A 15515-nucleotide genomic window follows, 5' to 3' on the forward strand; every position below is an offset into this window, starting at 1 on the left:
TTTATTGAGCGGTATAACCACCATCGATAACGACAGCTTGACCAGTTATACCTTTAGCTTTTTCACTCGCTAAAAACATCGCATAATCTGCAATTTCTTGTACTTGTAATAAGCGCTTTTGTGGAACGAGTGGATAAATAACATCTTCTAAAACATTTTCAAGTGGTACATTTCGTGTAGTAGCTAAGTCTTGTAGTTGATTACGTACAAGGGGGGTATCAACATAACCAGGGCAAAGGGCATTAACAGTAATACCATGCGTAGCACCTTCTAAAGCGGCAACTTTTGTTAATCCAATTACGCCATGTTTTGCACTATTGTAGGCAGCTTTTCCAGCAAACCCGACAAGGCCGTTAATAGAAGCGACATTAATAATACGACCATATTTTTGTTGTTTCATAATCGGAAAGGCATGCTTAATTGCAATAAACGGAGCAATTTGCATAATTTGAATTAGTAGCTCGAACTTTTCAGTTGGAAAGTCTTCAATGGGTGAAACGTGTTGCATTCCTGCGTTGTTAATTAATATATGTAATGAACCGAAATGATCAACTGTTTGAGAAATTGCTGCTGTAATTTCCTCTTCAGATGTAACGTCACATTTTAAACCGATAGCTTGAAAACCTTCATTTTGTAATTGTTCAGCAGCTTCTTTTGCACGTTCTTCAAGCCGATCGGTAATCACAACTTTTGCACCTTCTTTTGCAAAAGCCTTTCCCATTTCATAACCAATACCACTTGCAGCACCTGTTAAAAAGACAACTCGATTTGTAACCATGATGAAAAACATCCCTTCATAATAAAGTTTTCATAGTGCTCTATTTAGAGAAGCTATAATGAAATTCCTGCAAACATTTGGAAAAATATCGTTAGCTATCTTGTTTTGCAAAATAGTCTTTGCTATACTATTTTGTAAAGCAAGATACTTACGCTTATCTATCTTGTAAAGCAAGATAGTAGGAGGATTTGAATTATGTCGACAAGTCAAATGCTGAAAGGGATTTTAGAAGGATGCTTACTTGCTATTATTTCTGAAGGCGAAATATACGGTTATGAAATGAGTGAGAAGCTAGCAAAGTATGGTTTTACAATGGCGAGTGAGGGAAGTATTTATCCGTTATTAATACGAATGCAAAAAGAAGGACTAATAACAAGCGTAATGAAGGAATCTCCATCTGGTCCAAAGAGAAAATATTATACATTAACAGAAAAAGGCGAGGAAGCACTTGATGAATTTATGGATCGCTGGGAAACGATGCAAAGTAGTGTAGAACGTCTACTTGAAGGGAAGGGAAGGAGAAAATAATGCTATCAAGTGAAGCGCGAAAGTTTTTGTTAGATATGAGATTATTTTTGACGGCAAAGAGTGTGAAAGAAAGCGATATTGAAAATTTTATAGAAGATGCGGAACTCCATTTAATTGAGGGTGAGAGTGATGGGAAAAGTGTAGAAGATATTTTCGGAAGCTCACCGAAAGAATATGCAAATGAACTTGTCAAAGTAATGGAAAGAGATAGACAGGAAACGTGGAAGCAAATTGGTTTTACAGTAATGAATATCGTATCGTTTTGGATTATTGCTTCTATCTTAATAGTGAATCATGGAATGTTACAGATTTCACTTATTCAGTGTATCGGTTATAGTTTTTCATTGATTTTAGTTGTTATAGGTCCTAATTTTCTACTTCGCAAAATGGCCTTCGTCACAAGTTTTACAAAAACATGGTTTTCTATGTGGTCTTTAGTTATGATCGCTCCAATGTTTTTATTAGGAGCTGTTACGATATTAGACGTGATATATCCGACAAAAATGCTCACATTCACCGAAGTGCAAAGTTATATAGTGGCTGGTGGGATTTTTATCATCACAGTAGCTATAAATATATATTTTGAAGGATGGTTTAAAAACTTATATTTAATCATTCCACTTTCAATTATGTTAGTGTTTAAAACATTTACAACGGAAGACCTTGTTCCAATGTTATTTCAAATTATATGTTTATACGGAAGTTTATTTATTTTAATTTTTGTTGAAATTATGATGAAGGCGAATAGAAGAGAAATGGTTAAATAAGGGAGTGATAAAATGCTATCAAATGAAGGGCAAAAATTTTTAGATGATACCCAAGGGTATTTACGAACAAAGGGCATTAGAGAAGCTGATATTATTTCCTTTATAGAAGATGGGGAAGTTCATTTAATAGAAGGAGAAAAGAGAGGGAAGAGTGTAAATGATATATTCGGACATGCTCCAAAAGAGTATGCAAATCAACTTGCCAAAGAGATGGAAGTTGATAAAAAAGGGAATTATAAATTATTGCTTTATTTCATTATAAATTTATTAGCATTCACGATGATGAAGAGTGTATTTTTTAGTGAAGTCGACCATCGTTTGTCTTATTCTTTAATTGAATTAATTGGCTATCCGATTATGATTTTTGTAGGAATTAGTGTATTAATATGGGGCATGAGAACAGCCTCATTTAAGCGGAAAAGAACTGAATTTTTAATTATGTATATAAGTGGTGCAATGTGGTTTTTATTAGTTTTCAGTATTGCATTATTAAATAATTTTTATGGTACAACTTTTATTAAATTTACTAGTACAGAAAGCTTCATTCTTGTTGGTATAGTAGTTCTTTTAGCGGCTGGTACAAATATTAAATTTGGTGGTTGGTTTACTCTGTCATATTTACTGGTTCCAATTGTATTAGAATATGTATTTGTAATGATAGATGTACCAAGTATTATTGGAATGTATGTACAACAAATAATTCTTTTCATTGTTATTTACATGCTTTTGAAAATTCATATAAAATTAGAAAAAAGGAAAGTATAAGAATAAAAAGAGAGACAGTATTATTTATAGGTAAATTGAGTAGTAGTTTTCTAAGGTTAACCTAACTATACCTCTTTTATAAAAAGGATACATGTTGGCTATTTTAATACTGTAATAGATTATACATCTGGATATGTTTTGTTCTTCGGTTTTATTGGAAAAGGGCTGCTCTGGATATACCAAAAATTATTTCCAAAGAAATATTATATAGGGATTTTTAGAGGGATTACATTTACATTTAGTTGTCTATTTTTATTTCTAGCAGCCGGAATTTTGTTTGTTGATTGGAACAAGTTGTTTTAAACAGTAACATGAGGGTTACTGTTTTTTTCTTTGCAATAAAGAGCTTTGTAAAGAGAGTGTTTTTTGTTCGTTCGTCAATAGAGACTGAATAGGAACATTTTCAGGGCGCGGGACTATCGGATACATAAGATTGGTTGGAGAAGGATGGTGCTCCGAGCCAGTTGGGGAATGAGGATCTGCGTGAGTAAGTTTTCCGTGAACACGTCTTGTAAATAAAATATGACCGATTTCGTGAGCAAGCGTATATATATTTTTCATAGGAGCAGCCGAGTTTGTTAAAACGATATATCCGGTAAGTTGTTGCTGTTTTGCTAAAGAGTAAGCGCAGGCAATTACTGCTGTTTCTTTGAAATAATCACTGCCAATATAACAAATATAAAGGTCGCATTCAGGAGCTTCATTTACACATGTTTGGAAAAAGGATGCCAGCTTTTCTTGACTTTGAATGGAATTTTTATAACTGATTTCACGGTCAAAAAAACGGAAAAGTTCATTTAATACAATTACTTCTTGAATTTGAAATGTAATGGGGTGCCAAATTGATTCTGCAACAGCTAAATCTTTTGCGATGCGGTCATCAGAAATATCGGCGCCGGGAGTAATACAAATACATATATTGACGTATGGATCCATAAGGAACACCTCAACTGAAAAAAAGTTCTTCCTATAATATATGTGGGGAAAAGATGTCATGTATGGATAAACGCCTTCTTTATTGAATATATAGATGACAAGTCGAAAAAATTTCATAGTTCTATAACGTAGTGTGATCATCTTTTTGATATAGTAAAGAAAAGGGGGAGAATATATGTATACATTAAAAATCGTTTCAGACAGAGAAGCTCTTTATCAATTTGCAAGTTATGTAAGAGTTGTACAAGGGGTGGAAGATGTATATGTAGAGGTGGGAGAACCTTTATATGAACATCCGTTAATGAAGTTTTATGTACATATTAAGCTGAAAGAAACATATGAGCAGCATAAAGCGTTACAGGAAATAGCAAGATTAGTAGAATTGGGGCGTTTTACATATGTCCATTATCGTAATGATGAAATTGAGGAAGCTTTTGAAGCTGTAAAATATGAAAGTTTTAAGAAATAAAGGTGAAAAAAAGGAGGCGAAAGCTTCTTTTTTTCTTTAAAATTACATGAACAAAAAGAGCAAAATTTTGTTATGATAAGGGAGGTTAGGGAAAGGGGAATTTACATATGGGGTATATTGAAGAGTTACGAAAAGTCGTTGGTACAAGGCCGCTTATTCTCGTAGGATCAGCAATTATTATATTAAACGATAATCAAGAAGTATTGCTTCAATATCGTTCAGATACATATGATTGGGGTGTACCTGGTGGGGCGATGGAACTGGGCGAAACGACAGAAGAAACTGCACGTAGAGAGTTATTTGAGGAAACGGGGTTAACTGCAAAAATAATGCAATTTCTTGGTGTTCTATCAGGAAAAGAAGTATATTTCCGTTATCCGAATGGCGATGAAATTTTCAATGTTATTCATCTGTATCAGGCACATCATGTGAGCGGGGAATTAAAGCTCGATCATGAAGGGTTAAAACTTCAATATTTTCCAGTAGATAAGTTGCCAAAATTGAATGAAACGACAGAGAAAATTTTACAAAAGTTTTTATATGCGCTGACAGAATAGAAGGTTAATTCCTTCTATTTTTATTATATTAAATATTTTGATTTTTTAGTATGTTTATAGTATGATAGTTATAGATATACATCTTATGGAATTTCACCTAAAAACTGACTAGGGTACATAAGAGAGGGGCAAGTGCAAAATGCATAATGTTGTTATTACAGCTGCAGTTCGTTCGCCAATTGGAACTTTTGGAGGAGCGCTAAAAAATGTAACGCCAGTAGAATTAGCTGTTCCTGTACTTCAGGAAGCTGTAAAACGAGGCGGGGTAGAACCACATGAAGTTGATGAAGTAATTTTAGGTCATTGTATTCAAAGAACTGATGAAGCAAATACAGCGAGAACAGCTGCATTAGCGGCAGGATTTCCTGATACAGTTACGGGATATACAATCCAACGTCAATGTTCTTCAGGTATGCAAGCAATTATGTCAGCTGCAATGCAAATCCAATTAGGTGTAAGTGATGTTGTTGTTGCAGGTGGGGTAGAAGCGATGAGTTCGAGCCCTTATGCATTGAAACAGCACCGCTGGGGACAACGTCTACAGCACGGAGAAATTCGTGATACGGTGTGGGAAGTGTTAGAAGATCCGATTCACCATATTATGATGGGTGAAACAGCGGAAAATTTAGTTGAACAATATGAAATTACAAGAGAGGAACAAGATGAAGTTGCTCTTCGCAGTCATACATTGGCACTGAAGGCAATCGAGTCTGGATACTTTGACGATCAAATTGTTCCTATTACAATAAAAGAGCGTAGAAAAGAAGTTATATTTTCGAAGGATGAGCATCCACGTGCAGATATTACAGCGGAAAAATTAGCAGGGTTAAAACCAGCATTCCGTAAAGATGGGTCTGTAACTGCAGGTAATGCATCTGGCCTGAATGACGGAAGTGCAGTTCTAGTATTAATGAGCGAAGAAAAAGCAAAAGAAAAAGGCTTACAACCGTTAGCTAGAATTGTTGGATATTCAGTAGCTGGAGTAGACCCGAAAATTATGGGTATTGGACCAGCACCAGCAATTCGTAAAGGTTTAGAAAAAGTAGATTGGTCATTGGAAGATGCAGATTTACTTGAAATTAATGAAGCTTTCGCGGCTCAATATTTAGCTGTAGAGAAAGAGTTAGGCTTAGACCGTGAAAAAGTGAACGTAAACGGTAGTGGCGTAGGACTTGGGCATCCAATTGGTTGTACAGGGGCTCGTATTACAGTAAGTTTAATTCACGAATTAAAAAGACGTGGGTTAGAAAAAGGAATTGCCTCTTTATGCGTCGGTGGCGGTATCGGGGTTGCCTTATTTATAGAAGCATTATAAAAAAGAAGCAGCTATTGCTGCTTCTTTTTTTACGCCTCAAATAGATGATGGAATAATCGATCGCGATTTTCAAAGAAAAGTTTCGTCGTTTGGTAATGCTCAGTTTCTTCTAATGTGGATTCGTGAATTCCCTCTTGTGTTAAAGAATATATAGTGGATTCAGGATAAGCCATTAAAATAGGAGAATGCGTCGCGATAACAAATTGTGAACCTTGTTCAGCTAGTTCGTGCATTCGAATGAGCATGGAAAGTTGTCTCATTGGTGATAAAGCTGCCTCAGGCTCATCTAAAATGTATAAACCTTGTCCTGAAAAACGGTTCATAAATAATGAGAAGAATGATTCACCGTGTGATTGTTTGTGTAGTGAGATACCACCATAAGAGTTGATAACCGGATTCCCACGTGCTTCTCTATCAGCATCTATTTCATCAATATAAGAAGCAACGTTATAAAATGATTCAGCGCGAAGAAAGAAACCGTCGTTTGGTGTATTGAAACTTTTTGAAATTCGAAGGTATTCATGTAAAGATGAATGGGAATCGTTTGTGCTAAAGCGGAAGTTCTTCGTTCCACCTTCTGCATTAAAACCTAACGCAATTGCAATTCCTTCAAGTAATGTTGATTTACCTGTTCCGTTTTCTCCAATAATGAATGTTACATTTGGATGGAAAGCTAGTGATTGTAATGTTCGAATAGCGGGTAAGCAGTAAGGATATGCGGAAAAACTAGGGATATTTTCTTTTTTTAATGTGACATTTTGTAAAAAGGGTACGTCAATCAATATATAAACCTCAATTCATAACGGATTTTGAATTTAAAAAGGCAGCAAATACAAGTGTTAATGACACCTGAATCCCTTCTTGTTTTCTGAATATTTCATGTGGATTATATCATTTAAACTATCATATTCCAATGTGAAAATAAATATTGCATGAAGATCCATTCTCTCGTTATGATATATGGTATTCTATTGAAAATGTGAGAAGGAGTTAAAGTATGCCGTTTACATTTGCACATCCAGCAGCAGTTCTTCCTTTTGCGAAAAAGCACTCTAAACATATTTCAGTAACGGCTCTTATATTAGGTAGTATGGCGCCTGACTTTGAATATTTTTTGCACTTTAGACCCTATGGTGTTATTGGCCATACATGGCTTGGGTTCTTATATTTAAATTTACCGCTTGTATTTCTAATCGCATACATATATCATTACATTTTAAAAAAGCCGTTTATAACGCATTTGCCTAAACCGTTTGCTGGTTATTATTCATATGCAATAGATGAGAGGTGGGGGCTACATACCTGGAAAGAATTCTTTGTATTTTGCTATTCTGCATTATTCGGTATGCTCACGCATGTCGTTTGGGATGCATTTACTCATAATACAGGCTATTTCGTTATGAAAATAGCATTGTTACAAATTGAATTACGCAGTATTCCATTGTATAAATATATGCAACATGGGAGTACATGTGTTGGCTTATTATTGCTATTATACGTACTATGGAAGTATAAAGATGAAACAGGGAAAGATATGATTGTAGCTTTAGAAAAAAGAAAGTATTGGGTTTCGATAATCATTGTGACAGCTTTTATATTTATCGTGCATGCGTTCCTAGATCCCTATTTTCATATTTTCCAAATTGGAGGTATAATAGTATCTGGACTGACAAGTTCATTTTGTGGAATTGTCATTGTTTCTATAGTTTACAAAGCAAGGGACTAATTTTATATTCATGAATGATAGCGTTAGGAGAAATGAAATGATGAAAGCATGGAAAAGTATTTTTGTTTTATGTAGTTTTCTTCTTATGTTAAGTGGTTGCTTCCATCAAGAAGAAAAGAAAGCTGAACCGAAGAAGAAAGAATCTATTCCTGAAACGAAAGAATATGGTGGGCGTGAGCTGAAAAAAGTAGGACAAAAAGTGAAAGAAACAGGATGGGGTACTTTCAAGTTAGAGCAGATGCATTCTGTGAATCAAACATTTGAAGTAGCGCCAATGAAAATTCACGTACAAGATGTGAAAGTAATCTCTTTATCACAAATGAGTGAAAAGGCAAAAAATACATTGAAAGTATACACGGCACTAACTCCTGAAGAAGTAAAACGTAGATTAGGGGATAAAGTAAGCCAAGAAGATGCAGAATTATATGCATCGCTAAGTGGAACAGAGATTAGTAATACAATTCGTTACGTTGAGATTACATATAAAGTGGAGAATAGCGGAAATAAAAATATGCAATTTTTTTCTATGAATGATGTTATGATTAATGGTAAGCAACATTTTAAAGTAGCCACTCAAAACTTTTTATATGACGAAGATACGTTAGTTGGTACAAAAAATGTATCAAGAGAAGACTATAAGCCTGGTGAAATAAGAGATGGTATTATTGGTTTAATACTTGACGATGGAAAAGACAAGGTAAAGGATATTCAGTTTACAACTGATGATTTACTTGCAGGAGATTCAGAAACACAAGATGTTGTAAAAGAGCCACAAACGTTTAACATCTCACTAAAATAATGTAAGACAAAACAGTCAGCATACAAATATTATGCTGACTGTTTTTTTATTTCTTTTATGTATGAATCTACATTTTGAAAAGGCACCTTAATTTTAAACGCATCTTTTTGTTCATTAAATTGCTTTTCATTGTAGGGACCGAAACGTTTATTGTGCTTTACATCAATAATCCAATAATGTTCACTTTTTTTATTTGCAATTGCTGCGTCAGGGTTATTTGGATCTGATTTTTCCTCAGTTTGTTTTGCAATAATGTATTTATCATCCCAAGCAATGTCTGTAATTTTTGCAGGGATGTATTGTGTGGCATATACAGCATCTTGCGAGGGGAAAAGTTCAAATGCATTTCCAGAAGTACGTATGAGTTCGTATTCATCGTTAACCGTATAAGTTAAGTGACTTGTGTTTCCTGCACAACCAGTTAATAGGAAGGCGACGAATAGGATTATCCATTTTTTCAATATGGGAACCTCCTTTATAATGCTATTGTAACAAATTGTACAAGAAAAGTAAGAGAAACGCTAGTTTACAATGTTTTTTAGAAGTGGTACGATGAGACGGGTAAAGAAGGATATGAAGGAGTCGACATAAAATGAAGTTAAAGATGCATCGTCCAGCGCTTGTAATGAATCGCATAGGTGCTTCCCTAATTGACATGTTTTTAATCTCGGTTATGTATGGTGCAGTAGTAGCTATTATGACCGGAAACTATAGTGCTATGTTTAAGCGCTTTAATATAAGCTTAGGTGATTTTAGATATGATTTCGCAGTAGTTTTCATATTAATGGCGATATATTTTATTGTATTACCCTTTATTTGGAACGGTGTTACACTTGGCAAAAAGGTAACGAGAATAAAATTAATTTCATTGAAGAGTGAAAAGCTAACGTTGCAAACATTAATTATAAGATTTTTTGTAGTGTTATTACCGAACGTATTGCTATTAGGAATTCCATTAATATGTAATGTATATATGATGTTGTTCCGCAAAGATAATTGTGGTTTTCAGGATTTAATTACAAAAACGAAAGTAATAAGTCTTGTATAATGAAAAAAAGACCTTTTTATATATAAAAGGGTCTTTTTGATTTTATAAGTATATGGGGAATGTTTACAGTAAGGAAAAGCCAAAATGTGTTATTTCCATTTATAATAGATTGAAAATTAAGAAAATGATATAATGATTAAAAATAATATCTTTATTCCGCCATATTGGGGCTGAGTAAAATTTCATTTTATATAATAAGGGGGAAGTTAAAATGACAGGAGGTAGCATAATTTTTTGGGGTATTCTCATTTTTATCGGTCTAGTTTTCGATCAGCGTAATAATAAGAAAAAAGAAGGATAAAAAGTAAACGTTTACAAATTAAATAGCAATTTTTCTTGCTTGCAGATTAATCTTATAAAGGAGTATACTGAATGACGGTAAGACTTATAGAAGGGGTAATGAAAATGAAGCTTGCAGGAAAAGTTGCTATCGTAACTGGCGGTGGCATCGGTATTGGACGTAATACAGCTCTTTTGTTGGCTAAACAAGGCGCAAAAGTTATTGTGACGGACATTGATCAAGAGAGTGGACAAGCAACAGTGGAGGAAATTATGAATCTAGGCGGAGAAGCACTTTTTGTATCCTATGATATGGGAAAGCAAGGAGATTGGCAACGCGTTATTAGCATTACTTTGAATGCATTCAGTCGCATTGATATGCTTTTTCAAAATGCTGGTTTATATAAAATAGATTCTATTTTTTCTCGCCAACAAGAGAACGATTCCAATGTACTTTGTATTAATGACGTTTGGATAGAGATAAAACAATTAACGTCATCTTTTATGAAACAGCAAGAAGAAGTGGTGCTTAGTGATTTACCGATTTTCGGTATTATTAGCACGAAAGGACAATCATTTCATACAGTAGAAGCCCTAGTATAATAATGAAAACCGCCCTCAATATATGTGGACGGTTTTTTGTATGTGTATAGTAAAGATAAATTTTTTAGCGAATACGTTGTTCAGTTTGGTTATCAAAGAAATGCGCTTTATTCATATCAAATGCTAATTTAATTTGGTCACCAGGTGAAAACGTATGTCTTGCATCTACACGTGCCGCAAAATCTTGATTCCCAAGTTTCATATATAAAATGGATTCAGCACCTAATAACTCAGCGACTTCAATTTTTGTTGTGAAGGCAGTAGATTGTGAAGCTTCTAAAAATAGTAGTTCATCATGAATGTCCTCTGGACGAATACCTAAAACAATTTCCTTATTTACATAGCCTTGTTCACGTAGCATCTTCATTTTTCCTTCAGATACTTTGATTTTTATAGTATTGTCTATAACGAAATCGGTTTCAGTCAATTTACCACGGAAGAAGTTCATCGCTGGTGACCCGATAAATCCACCCACGAAAATGTTTTCTGGTGTTTCATATACTTCTTTTGGTGTTCCAATTTGTTGAATCTTTCCATCCTTCATAACGACAAGACGCGAAGCCATAGTCATTGCTTCTGTTTGGTCATGTGTTACATAAATTGTTGTTGTTCCAAGGCGATGATGTAGCTTAGAAATTTCTGAGCGCATTGCAACACGGAGTTTAGCATCTAAGTTTGATAATGGTTCATCCATTAAGAAAACTTTTGCATCTCGAACGATTGCTCTACCTAACGCAACACGTTGGCGCTGTCCACCTGATAATGCTTTCGGTTTTCTATCTAAATATTGTTCAAGTCCTAAAATTTTTGCTGCATCTTTCACACGACGATCGATTTCATCTTTTGGTATTTTTCGAAGTTTTAATCCAAATGCCATATTATCATATACACTCATATGTGGATAAAGAGCGTAGTTTTGGAATACCATAGCGATATCTCGATCTTTTGGAGGAACATCATTCATTAGTTTACCATCAATTGAAAACTCGCCTTTTGAAATATCTTCAAGTCCAGCTACCATTCGTAATGTTGTAGATTTTCCGCATCCAGAAGGACCGACAAATACAATAAATTCTTTATCTTGAATGTGTAAATTAAAATCAGTTACAGCTGTTACGTTATTATCATATATTTTATAAATGTTTTCTAATTTAAGTTCTGCCATGGTATTTCCCCCTAGAAATAATTATGCAAACGTTTTCTTTGAATTCATTATAAACGAATAGATTCAAAAAATAAATAAAAAAATAAAACGTTTTCATTTATTGGAGATTTATTAGTGGTTTTCATATGTTTTCTTAGAAAAAGAACAATAAAAATTGTAAGCGCTATTTTAAATTGAGATAGAATCTGTTATCATTCATTAATGAAAACGTTTGCGCCTTAAAAAAGAGAAAAATGAATGATGAATGAAATGGGGTAGCATAATGGAAAAACAATGGTGGAAAGAAAGTGTAGTATATCAAATTTATCCTCGTAGCTTTATGGATAGTAATGGTGATGGTATAGGAGATCTTCAAGGGATTATTTCAAAGCTAGATTACTTAAAAGAGTTAGGGATTGATGTGATTTGGTTATCACCAGTCTATGAATCTCCAAATGATGATAATGGTTATGATATAAGCGATTATTGTAAAATTATGAACGAGTTCGGAACAATGGAAGATTGGGATGAGCTATTACATGAAATGCATGAACGTAATATGAAACTTATGATGGACTTAGTTGTTAATCATACTTCGGATGAACATAATTGGTTTATTGAATCACGTAAATCAAAAGATAATAAATATAGAGATTACTATATATGGCGCCCTGGAAAAGAAGGAAAAGAGCCGAATAACTGGGGAGCAGCGTTTAGTGGATCAGCATGGCAGTATGATGAAATGACAGATGAATATTATTTACATCTGTTTTCTAAAAAACAGCCAGATTTAAATTGGGATAATGAAAAGGTAAGACAAGATGTTTATGAAATGATGAAGTTTTGGTTAGAAAAAGGAATTGATGGCTTCCGTATGGATGTTATTAATTTTATTTCTAAAGAAGAGGGATTACCAGCTGTTGAAACAGAAGAAGAGGGGTATGTTTCAGGTCATAAGCATTTTATGAACGGTCCAAACATTCATAAATATTTACATGAAATGAATGAGGAAGTATTATCGCATTATGATATTATGACGGTTGGTGAAATGCCTGGTGTAACGACAGAAGAAGCGAAATTGTATACTGGAGAAGAACGAAAAGAATTGCAAATGGTATTCCAATTTGAACATATGGATTTAGATTCAGGAGAAGGTGGAAAGTGGGATGTAAAACCATGCTCACTTCTTACTTTAAAAGAGAATTTAACAAAGTGGCAAAAAGCATTAGAGCATACCGGATGGAATAGCCTTTATTGGAATAATCATGATCAGCCTCGCGTTGTATCTCGTTTTGGTAATGATGGAATGTATCGCATTGAATCAGCAAAAATGTTAGCGACAGTTCTTCATATGATGAAAGGAACGCCATATATTTATCAAGGAGAGGAAATCGGAATGACGAACGTCCGATTTGAGTCGATTGATGAATATCGAGATATTGAAACGTTAAATATGTATAAAGAAAAAGTGATAGACCATGGTGAAGATATAGAAAAAGTAATGGAATCTATTTATATAAAGGGTCGTGATAATGCTAGAACTCCGATGCAGTGGAATGATCAGAATCACGCTGGATTTACAAAAGGTGAACCTTGGATTACTGTAAATCCTAACTATAAAGAGATTAATGTGAAACAAGCAATCCAAGATGAAGGTTCAATTTTTTATTACTATAAGAAATTAATTGAACTACGCAAAAATAATGAAATAGTTGTGTATGGATCATATGATTTAATATTAAATAATGACCCTTCTATTTTTGCTTATGTAAGAACATATGGAGATGAAAAACTACTTGTCATTGCAAACTTTACTGCGGATGAAAGTGTATTTGAAATGCCTAAGGATATTAGTTATAGTGAATCAGAGTTATTTATACACAATTACGATGTAGAAATCGGATCAATAGATAACATTCCATTACGTCCGTATGAAGCGATAGTGTTCAAATTGAAATAAGAAAAAGCCTTATGCCACTTCAAACTTGGCATAAGGCTTTTTTGGATTACCATTTTAATATGGAGAATCCATATGGAGGAAGTGTAACTTGTAATACACTTGCTTCTGCTGAAAATTCTTCGTTTGTATAAATGTTAATTATTTTCTTACCAGTAACATGAAGAGGGAGTGAAACTGTAACTTCACTATTAGTAGGGTTTAAAACGAAAAAGATAGTTTCATCCTCATATGTTTTCGTATAAGAAATATAATTATGTTCATCATTTGCTTCGATGAATTGAAAAGTACCATGTCCTCCAAATGCTTTATGTTGTTTCCGTAATAAAATCAATGTTTGTATATGGGTAAATAATGCATGATCTTGTTCTTTAGTATCCCAAATCATACATTTACGGCAATCAGGGTCCATGCCGCCATCCATACCGATTTCATCTCCGTAATAAATACAAGGAGAGCCGATGAAAGAAAGATGGAATACATAGAGCAATTTCAACTTATTTTTATCTCCGTTGCATGTTGTTAAAATTCTTGGAGTATCATGGCTATCTAATAAATGAAATGCTGCTTCATTTACATTCATAGAGTAGGAATGTAGAGATTCTGTAATTTGCTTCATGAATTCACTTGCTTTAATGGAATCGTTAGCAAAGTAAGAAAGTAGAGCGTTTGTAACAGGATAGCTCATGACAGCATCAAATTGATCGCCTTGTAGCCACGGAAGGGCATCGTGCCAAATTTCTCCCAAAATATATACTTCAGGATTTAGTGTCTTTATTTCAGTTCGGAATTCTCTCCAAAAGTTGTGATCGACTTCATTGGCGACATCAAGGCGCCAGCCATCTATATTGAATTCTCGTACCCAATAACGTCCTACTTCAAGTAAGTATTCTTTTACATCTAGATGAGCTGTATTTAATTTAGGCATATACGGTGTAAAGGCGAAAGTATCATAATTTGGAAGTGGTTCGGTTATAATCGGAAATTCATGAATGTGGAACCACTCTTTATATGCGGACTTCTCACCATTCTCTAGTACGTCTTGAAATTTCTCGAAAAAGTATCCACTATGATTAAACACAGCATCGAGCATTACTTTTATACCGTGCTTATGACATTCTTCAACGAGCTCTTTAAAAGTTTCTTTCGTCCCAAATTGTGGGTCAATTTCCATATAGTCAATTGTGTCATATTTATGGTTTGAATGAGCTTTGAAAATAGGTGTGAAATATATTCCGGAAATGCCAAGCTTAACAAGGTAATCAAGGTTTTGAATAACACCAGAAAAATCTCCGCCGAAAAAATTAGTTGGAGTTGGATTCGCACTTCCCCAAGGAAGGGTGTTTTCTGGATTCAGCGTACTATCGCCATTAGCGAATCGCTCAGGGAAAATCTGATACCAAATGGTGTCTTTAATCCACGATGGTGCTTTGAATACATCATCTGCATGAATAAATGGAAAACAAAAAAAGTTACCAACATCATCATTTGGAATGTTAGAAAAGAATCCTCGCTCTGTATAAATAAGAGTGTCTGTTTCAGATTTTAATTCAAACCCATAACGTAAGCGCTTAAATTTTGGTTCGATTGCAATGGACCAATAATCAAATAATGCAGTAGAACCCGTTTTTTTCATCGGTGTACTTGCTGATATCCATTTCCCGTCTTTCCATTCGTAAGGATCACCGTAAATAAGATCGGCGCTTTGAACATCATCTCTCTTAGTACGTATTCGGATGTGAATTGTTTGTTCATCGTAAGCGTATGCATAATTATCTTTCGGCCTATGATAAATGGCTTCTTTAAACATATAGAAAATCCCCCCTTCAATATCTCTATACATA

19 protein-coding genes are annotated in these 15515 nt (G+C 34.2%); 13 read left to right on the top strand and 6 right to left on the bottom strand.

The annotated features are described in order from the left end of the window. Nucleotide 1 precedes the first annotated feature (1 nt). Nucleotides 2-778 carry a 3-hydroxybutyrate dehydrogenase gene (locus tag ACTFO4_RS04260; protein ID WP_000258428.1) on the bottom strand — a complete coding sequence of 259 codons (777 nt, stop codon included), beginning with the start codon at nt 776-778 and terminating at the stop codon, nt 2-4. 195 nt (nt 779-973) lie between these two features. Here ACTFO4_RS04260 and ACTFO4_RS04265 point away from each other — a divergent pair, with 195 nt between their 5' ends. The 4 genes from ACTFO4_RS04265 (at nt 974) to ACTFO4_RS04280 (ending at nt 3141) form a co-directional block, all read left to right on the top strand. Further along, a complete protein-coding gene (locus tag ACTFO4_RS04265) occupies nt 974-1306 on the top strand; it encodes a PadR family transcriptional regulator (RefSeq protein ID WP_000107982.1) in 333 nt (110 codons plus the stop codon). Beyond that, nucleotides 1306-2073, top strand: coding sequence for a DUF1129 domain-containing protein (locus ACTFO4_RS04270; protein ID WP_000952886.1), 768 nt, complete (start codon nt 1306-1308; stop codon nt 2071-2073). Before ACTFO4_RS04265 ends, ACTFO4_RS04270 begins: the two co-directional genes overlap by 1 nt. A gap of 12 nt (nt 2074-2085) precedes the next feature. Continuing rightward, complete coding sequence (locus ACTFO4_RS04275; protein ID WP_061457684.1) at nt 2086-2838, top strand: DUF1129 domain-containing protein; 753 nt, start codon at nt 2086-2088, stop codon at nt 2836-2838. Nucleotides 2839-2916: 78 nt separating this feature from the next. Further along, the gene (locus ACTFO4_RS04280; protein ID WP_370658437.1) at nt 2917-3141 is read left to right on the top strand and encodes a DNA-binding protein; all 225 of its coding nucleotides are present in this window, start codon (nt 2917-2919) and stop codon (nt 3139-3141) included. 15 nt (nt 3142-3156) lie between these two features. Here the strand turns inward: ACTFO4_RS04280 and ACTFO4_RS04285 are convergent, their stop codons facing one another. Continuing rightward, nucleotides 3157-3774 carry an ImmA/IrrE family metallo-endopeptidase gene (locus ACTFO4_RS04285; protein ID WP_000371608.1) on the bottom strand — a complete coding sequence of 206 codons (618 nt, stop codon included), beginning with the start codon at nt 3772-3774 and terminating at the stop codon, nt 3157-3159. A 175-nt stretch (nt 3775-3949) separates the two neighbouring features. On the opposite strand from ACTFO4_RS04285, the gene ACTFO4_RS04290 reads away from it, so the two are divergent. From ACTFO4_RS04290 to ACTFO4_RS04300, 3 genes are all read left to right on the top strand, one after another. Next, nucleotides 3950-4243 (top strand): DUF3928 family protein, encoded by a 294-nt coding sequence (locus ACTFO4_RS04290; RefSeq protein WP_000288330.1) that lies wholly within the window; start codon nt 3950-3952, stop codon nt 4241-4243. Between the two features lie 107 nt (nt 4244-4350). After that, the gene (locus tag ACTFO4_RS04295; RefSeq protein ID WP_000540529.1) at nt 4351-4800 is read left to right on the top strand and encodes an NUDIX hydrolase; all 450 of its coding nucleotides are present in this window, start codon (nt 4351-4353) and stop codon (nt 4798-4800) included. 139 nt (nt 4801-4939) lie between these two features. Continuing rightward, nucleotides 4940-6115, top strand: a complete 1176-nt coding sequence (locus ACTFO4_RS04300; protein WP_000552076.1) for an acetyl-CoA C-acetyltransferase — start codon at nt 4940-4942, stop codon at nt 6113-6115. A 29-nt stretch (nt 6116-6144) separates the two neighbouring features. Here the strand turns inward: ACTFO4_RS04300 and ACTFO4_RS04305 are convergent, their stop codons facing one another. Then, entirely contained in the window at nt 6145-6897 is a 753-nt protein-coding gene (locus ACTFO4_RS04305; protein WP_000567997.1) for an AAA family ATPase, read from the bottom strand. A 215-nt stretch (nt 6898-7112) separates the two neighbouring features. Here ACTFO4_RS04305 and ACTFO4_RS04310 point away from each other — a divergent pair, with 215 nt between their 5' ends. After that, nucleotides 7113-7841, top strand: coding sequence for a DUF4184 family protein (locus ACTFO4_RS04310; protein ID WP_001116855.1), 729 nt, complete (start codon nt 7113-7115; stop codon nt 7839-7841). A 37-nt stretch (nt 7842-7878) separates the two neighbouring features. Beyond that, on the top strand, nt 7879-8640 hold the full coding sequence (locus ACTFO4_RS04315; RefSeq protein WP_000973899.1) for a hypothetical protein: 762 nt from the start codon (nt 7879-7881) through the stop codon (nt 8638-8640). Nucleotides 8641-8669: 29 nt separating this feature from the next. On the opposite strand, the gene ACTFO4_RS04320 is transcribed toward ACTFO4_RS04315, so the two are convergent. Then, nucleotides 8670-9101: a DUF3997 domain-containing protein gene (locus tag ACTFO4_RS04320; protein WP_000758789.1), complete on the bottom strand. Its 432-nt coding sequence runs from the start codon at nt 9099-9101 to the stop codon at nt 8670-8672. Between the two features lie 131 nt (nt 9102-9232). Between ACTFO4_RS04320 and ACTFO4_RS04325 the strand changes: the two genes are divergently transcribed. The 3 genes from ACTFO4_RS04325 to ACTFO4_RS04335 all read left to right on the top strand — a co-directional run bounded on the left by ACTFO4_RS04325 (nt 9233) and on the right by ACTFO4_RS04335 (nt 10570). Next, nucleotides 9233-9688, top strand: coding sequence for an RDD family protein (locus ACTFO4_RS04325; protein WP_000769081.1), 456 nt, complete (start codon nt 9233-9235; stop codon nt 9686-9688). Nucleotides 9689-9899: 211 nt separating this feature from the next. After that, the gene (locus ACTFO4_RS04330) at nt 9900-9989 is read left to right on the top strand and encodes a hypothetical protein (RefSeq protein ID WP_000145636.1); all 90 of its coding nucleotides are present in this window, start codon (nt 9900-9902) and stop codon (nt 9987-9989) included. 71 nt (nt 9990-10060) lie between these two features. Next, a complete protein-coding gene (locus ACTFO4_RS04335) occupies nt 10061-10570 on the top strand; it encodes an SDR family NAD(P)-dependent oxidoreductase (protein WP_000218410.1) in 510 nt (169 codons plus the stop codon). Between the two features lie 64 nt (nt 10571-10634). Here the strand turns inward: ACTFO4_RS04335 and ACTFO4_RS04340 are convergent, their stop codons facing one another. Further along, on the bottom strand, nt 10635-11735 hold the full coding sequence (locus ACTFO4_RS04340; RefSeq protein ID WP_000818931.1) for an ABC transporter ATP-binding protein: 1101 nt from the start codon (nt 11733-11735) through the stop codon (nt 10635-10637). A 262-nt stretch (nt 11736-11997) separates the two neighbouring features. Here ACTFO4_RS04340 and malL point away from each other — a divergent pair, with 262 nt between their 5' ends. Continuing rightward, nucleotides 11998-13674 (top strand): oligo-1,6-glucosidase, encoded by a 1677-nt coding sequence (malL, locus tag ACTFO4_RS04345; RefSeq protein ID WP_000415177.1) that lies wholly within the window; start codon nt 11998-12000, stop codon nt 13672-13674. A 46-nt stretch (nt 13675-13720) separates the two neighbouring features. On the opposite strand, the gene ACTFO4_RS04350 is transcribed toward malL, so the two are convergent. Next, nucleotides 13721-15481, bottom strand: coding sequence for an alpha-glycosidase (locus ACTFO4_RS04350; RefSeq protein WP_061457682.1), 1761 nt, complete (start codon nt 15479-15481; stop codon nt 13721-13723). Between the last annotated feature and the right edge of the window lie 34 nt (nt 15482-15515).

The organism is Bacillus cereus group sp. MYBKT14-1, assembly GCF_051915185.1.
GTDB classification, from domain to species: Bacteria; Bacillota; Bacilli; order Bacillales; family Bacillaceae_G; genus Bacillus_A; species Bacillus_A cereus.

Excerpts from the sequence above, each read along its gene's own strand:
- ACTFO4_RS04260 (WP_000258428.1), bottom strand. The coding sequence starts at position 778 with ATGGTTACAAATCGAGTTGTCTTTTTAACAGGTGCTGCAAGTGGTATT.
- ACTFO4_RS04265 (WP_000107982.1), top strand. The coding sequence starts at position 974 with ATGTCGACAAGTCAAATGCTGAAAGGGATTTTAGAAGGATGCTTACTT.
- ACTFO4_RS04270 (WP_000952886.1), top strand. The coding sequence starts at position 1,306 with ATGCTATCAAGTGAAGCGCGAAAGTTTTTGTTAGATATGAGATTATTT.
- ACTFO4_RS04275 (WP_061457684.1), top strand. The coding sequence starts at position 2,086 with ATGCTATCAAATGAAGGGCAAAAATTTTTAGATGATACCCAAGGGTAT.
- ACTFO4_RS04285 (WP_000371608.1), bottom strand. The coding sequence starts at position 3,774 with ATGGATCCATACGTCAATATATGTATTTGTATTACTCCCGGCGCCGAT.
- ACTFO4_RS04290 (WP_000288330.1), top strand. The coding sequence starts at position 3,950 with ATGTATACATTAAAAATCGTTTCAGACAGAGAAGCTCTTTATCAATTT.
- ACTFO4_RS04295 (WP_000540529.1), top strand. The coding sequence starts at position 4,351 with ATGGGGTATATTGAAGAGTTACGAAAAGTCGTTGGTACAAGGCCGCTT.
- ACTFO4_RS04300 (WP_000552076.1), top strand. The coding sequence starts at position 4,940 with ATGCATAATGTTGTTATTACAGCTGCAGTTCGTTCGCCAATTGGAACT.
- ACTFO4_RS04310 (WP_001116855.1), top strand. The coding sequence starts at position 7,113 with ATGCCGTTTACATTTGCACATCCAGCAGCAGTTCTTCCTTTTGCGAAA.
- ACTFO4_RS04315 (WP_000973899.1), top strand. The coding sequence starts at position 7,879 with ATGATGAAAGCATGGAAAAGTATTTTTGTTTTATGTAGTTTTCTTCTT.
- ACTFO4_RS04325 (WP_000769081.1), top strand. The coding sequence starts at position 9,233 with ATGAAGTTAAAGATGCATCGTCCAGCGCTTGTAATGAATCGCATAGGT.
- ACTFO4_RS04330 (WP_000145636.1), top strand. The coding sequence starts at position 9,900 with ATGACAGGAGGTAGCATAATTTTTTGGGGTATTCTCATTTTTATCGGT.
- ACTFO4_RS04335 (WP_000218410.1), top strand. The coding sequence starts at position 10,061 with ATGACGGTAAGACTTATAGAAGGGGTAATGAAAATGAAGCTTGCAGGA.
- ACTFO4_RS04340 (WP_000818931.1), bottom strand. The coding sequence starts at position 11,735 with ATGGCAGAACTTAAATTAGAAAACATTTATAAAATATATGATAATAAC.
- malL (WP_000415177.1), top strand. The coding sequence starts at position 11,998 with ATGGAAAAACAATGGTGGAAAGAAAGTGTAGTATATCAAATTTATCCT.
- ACTFO4_RS04350 (WP_061457682.1), bottom strand. The coding sequence starts at position 15,481 with ATGTTTAAAGAAGCCATTTATCATAGGCCGAAAGATAATTATGCATAC.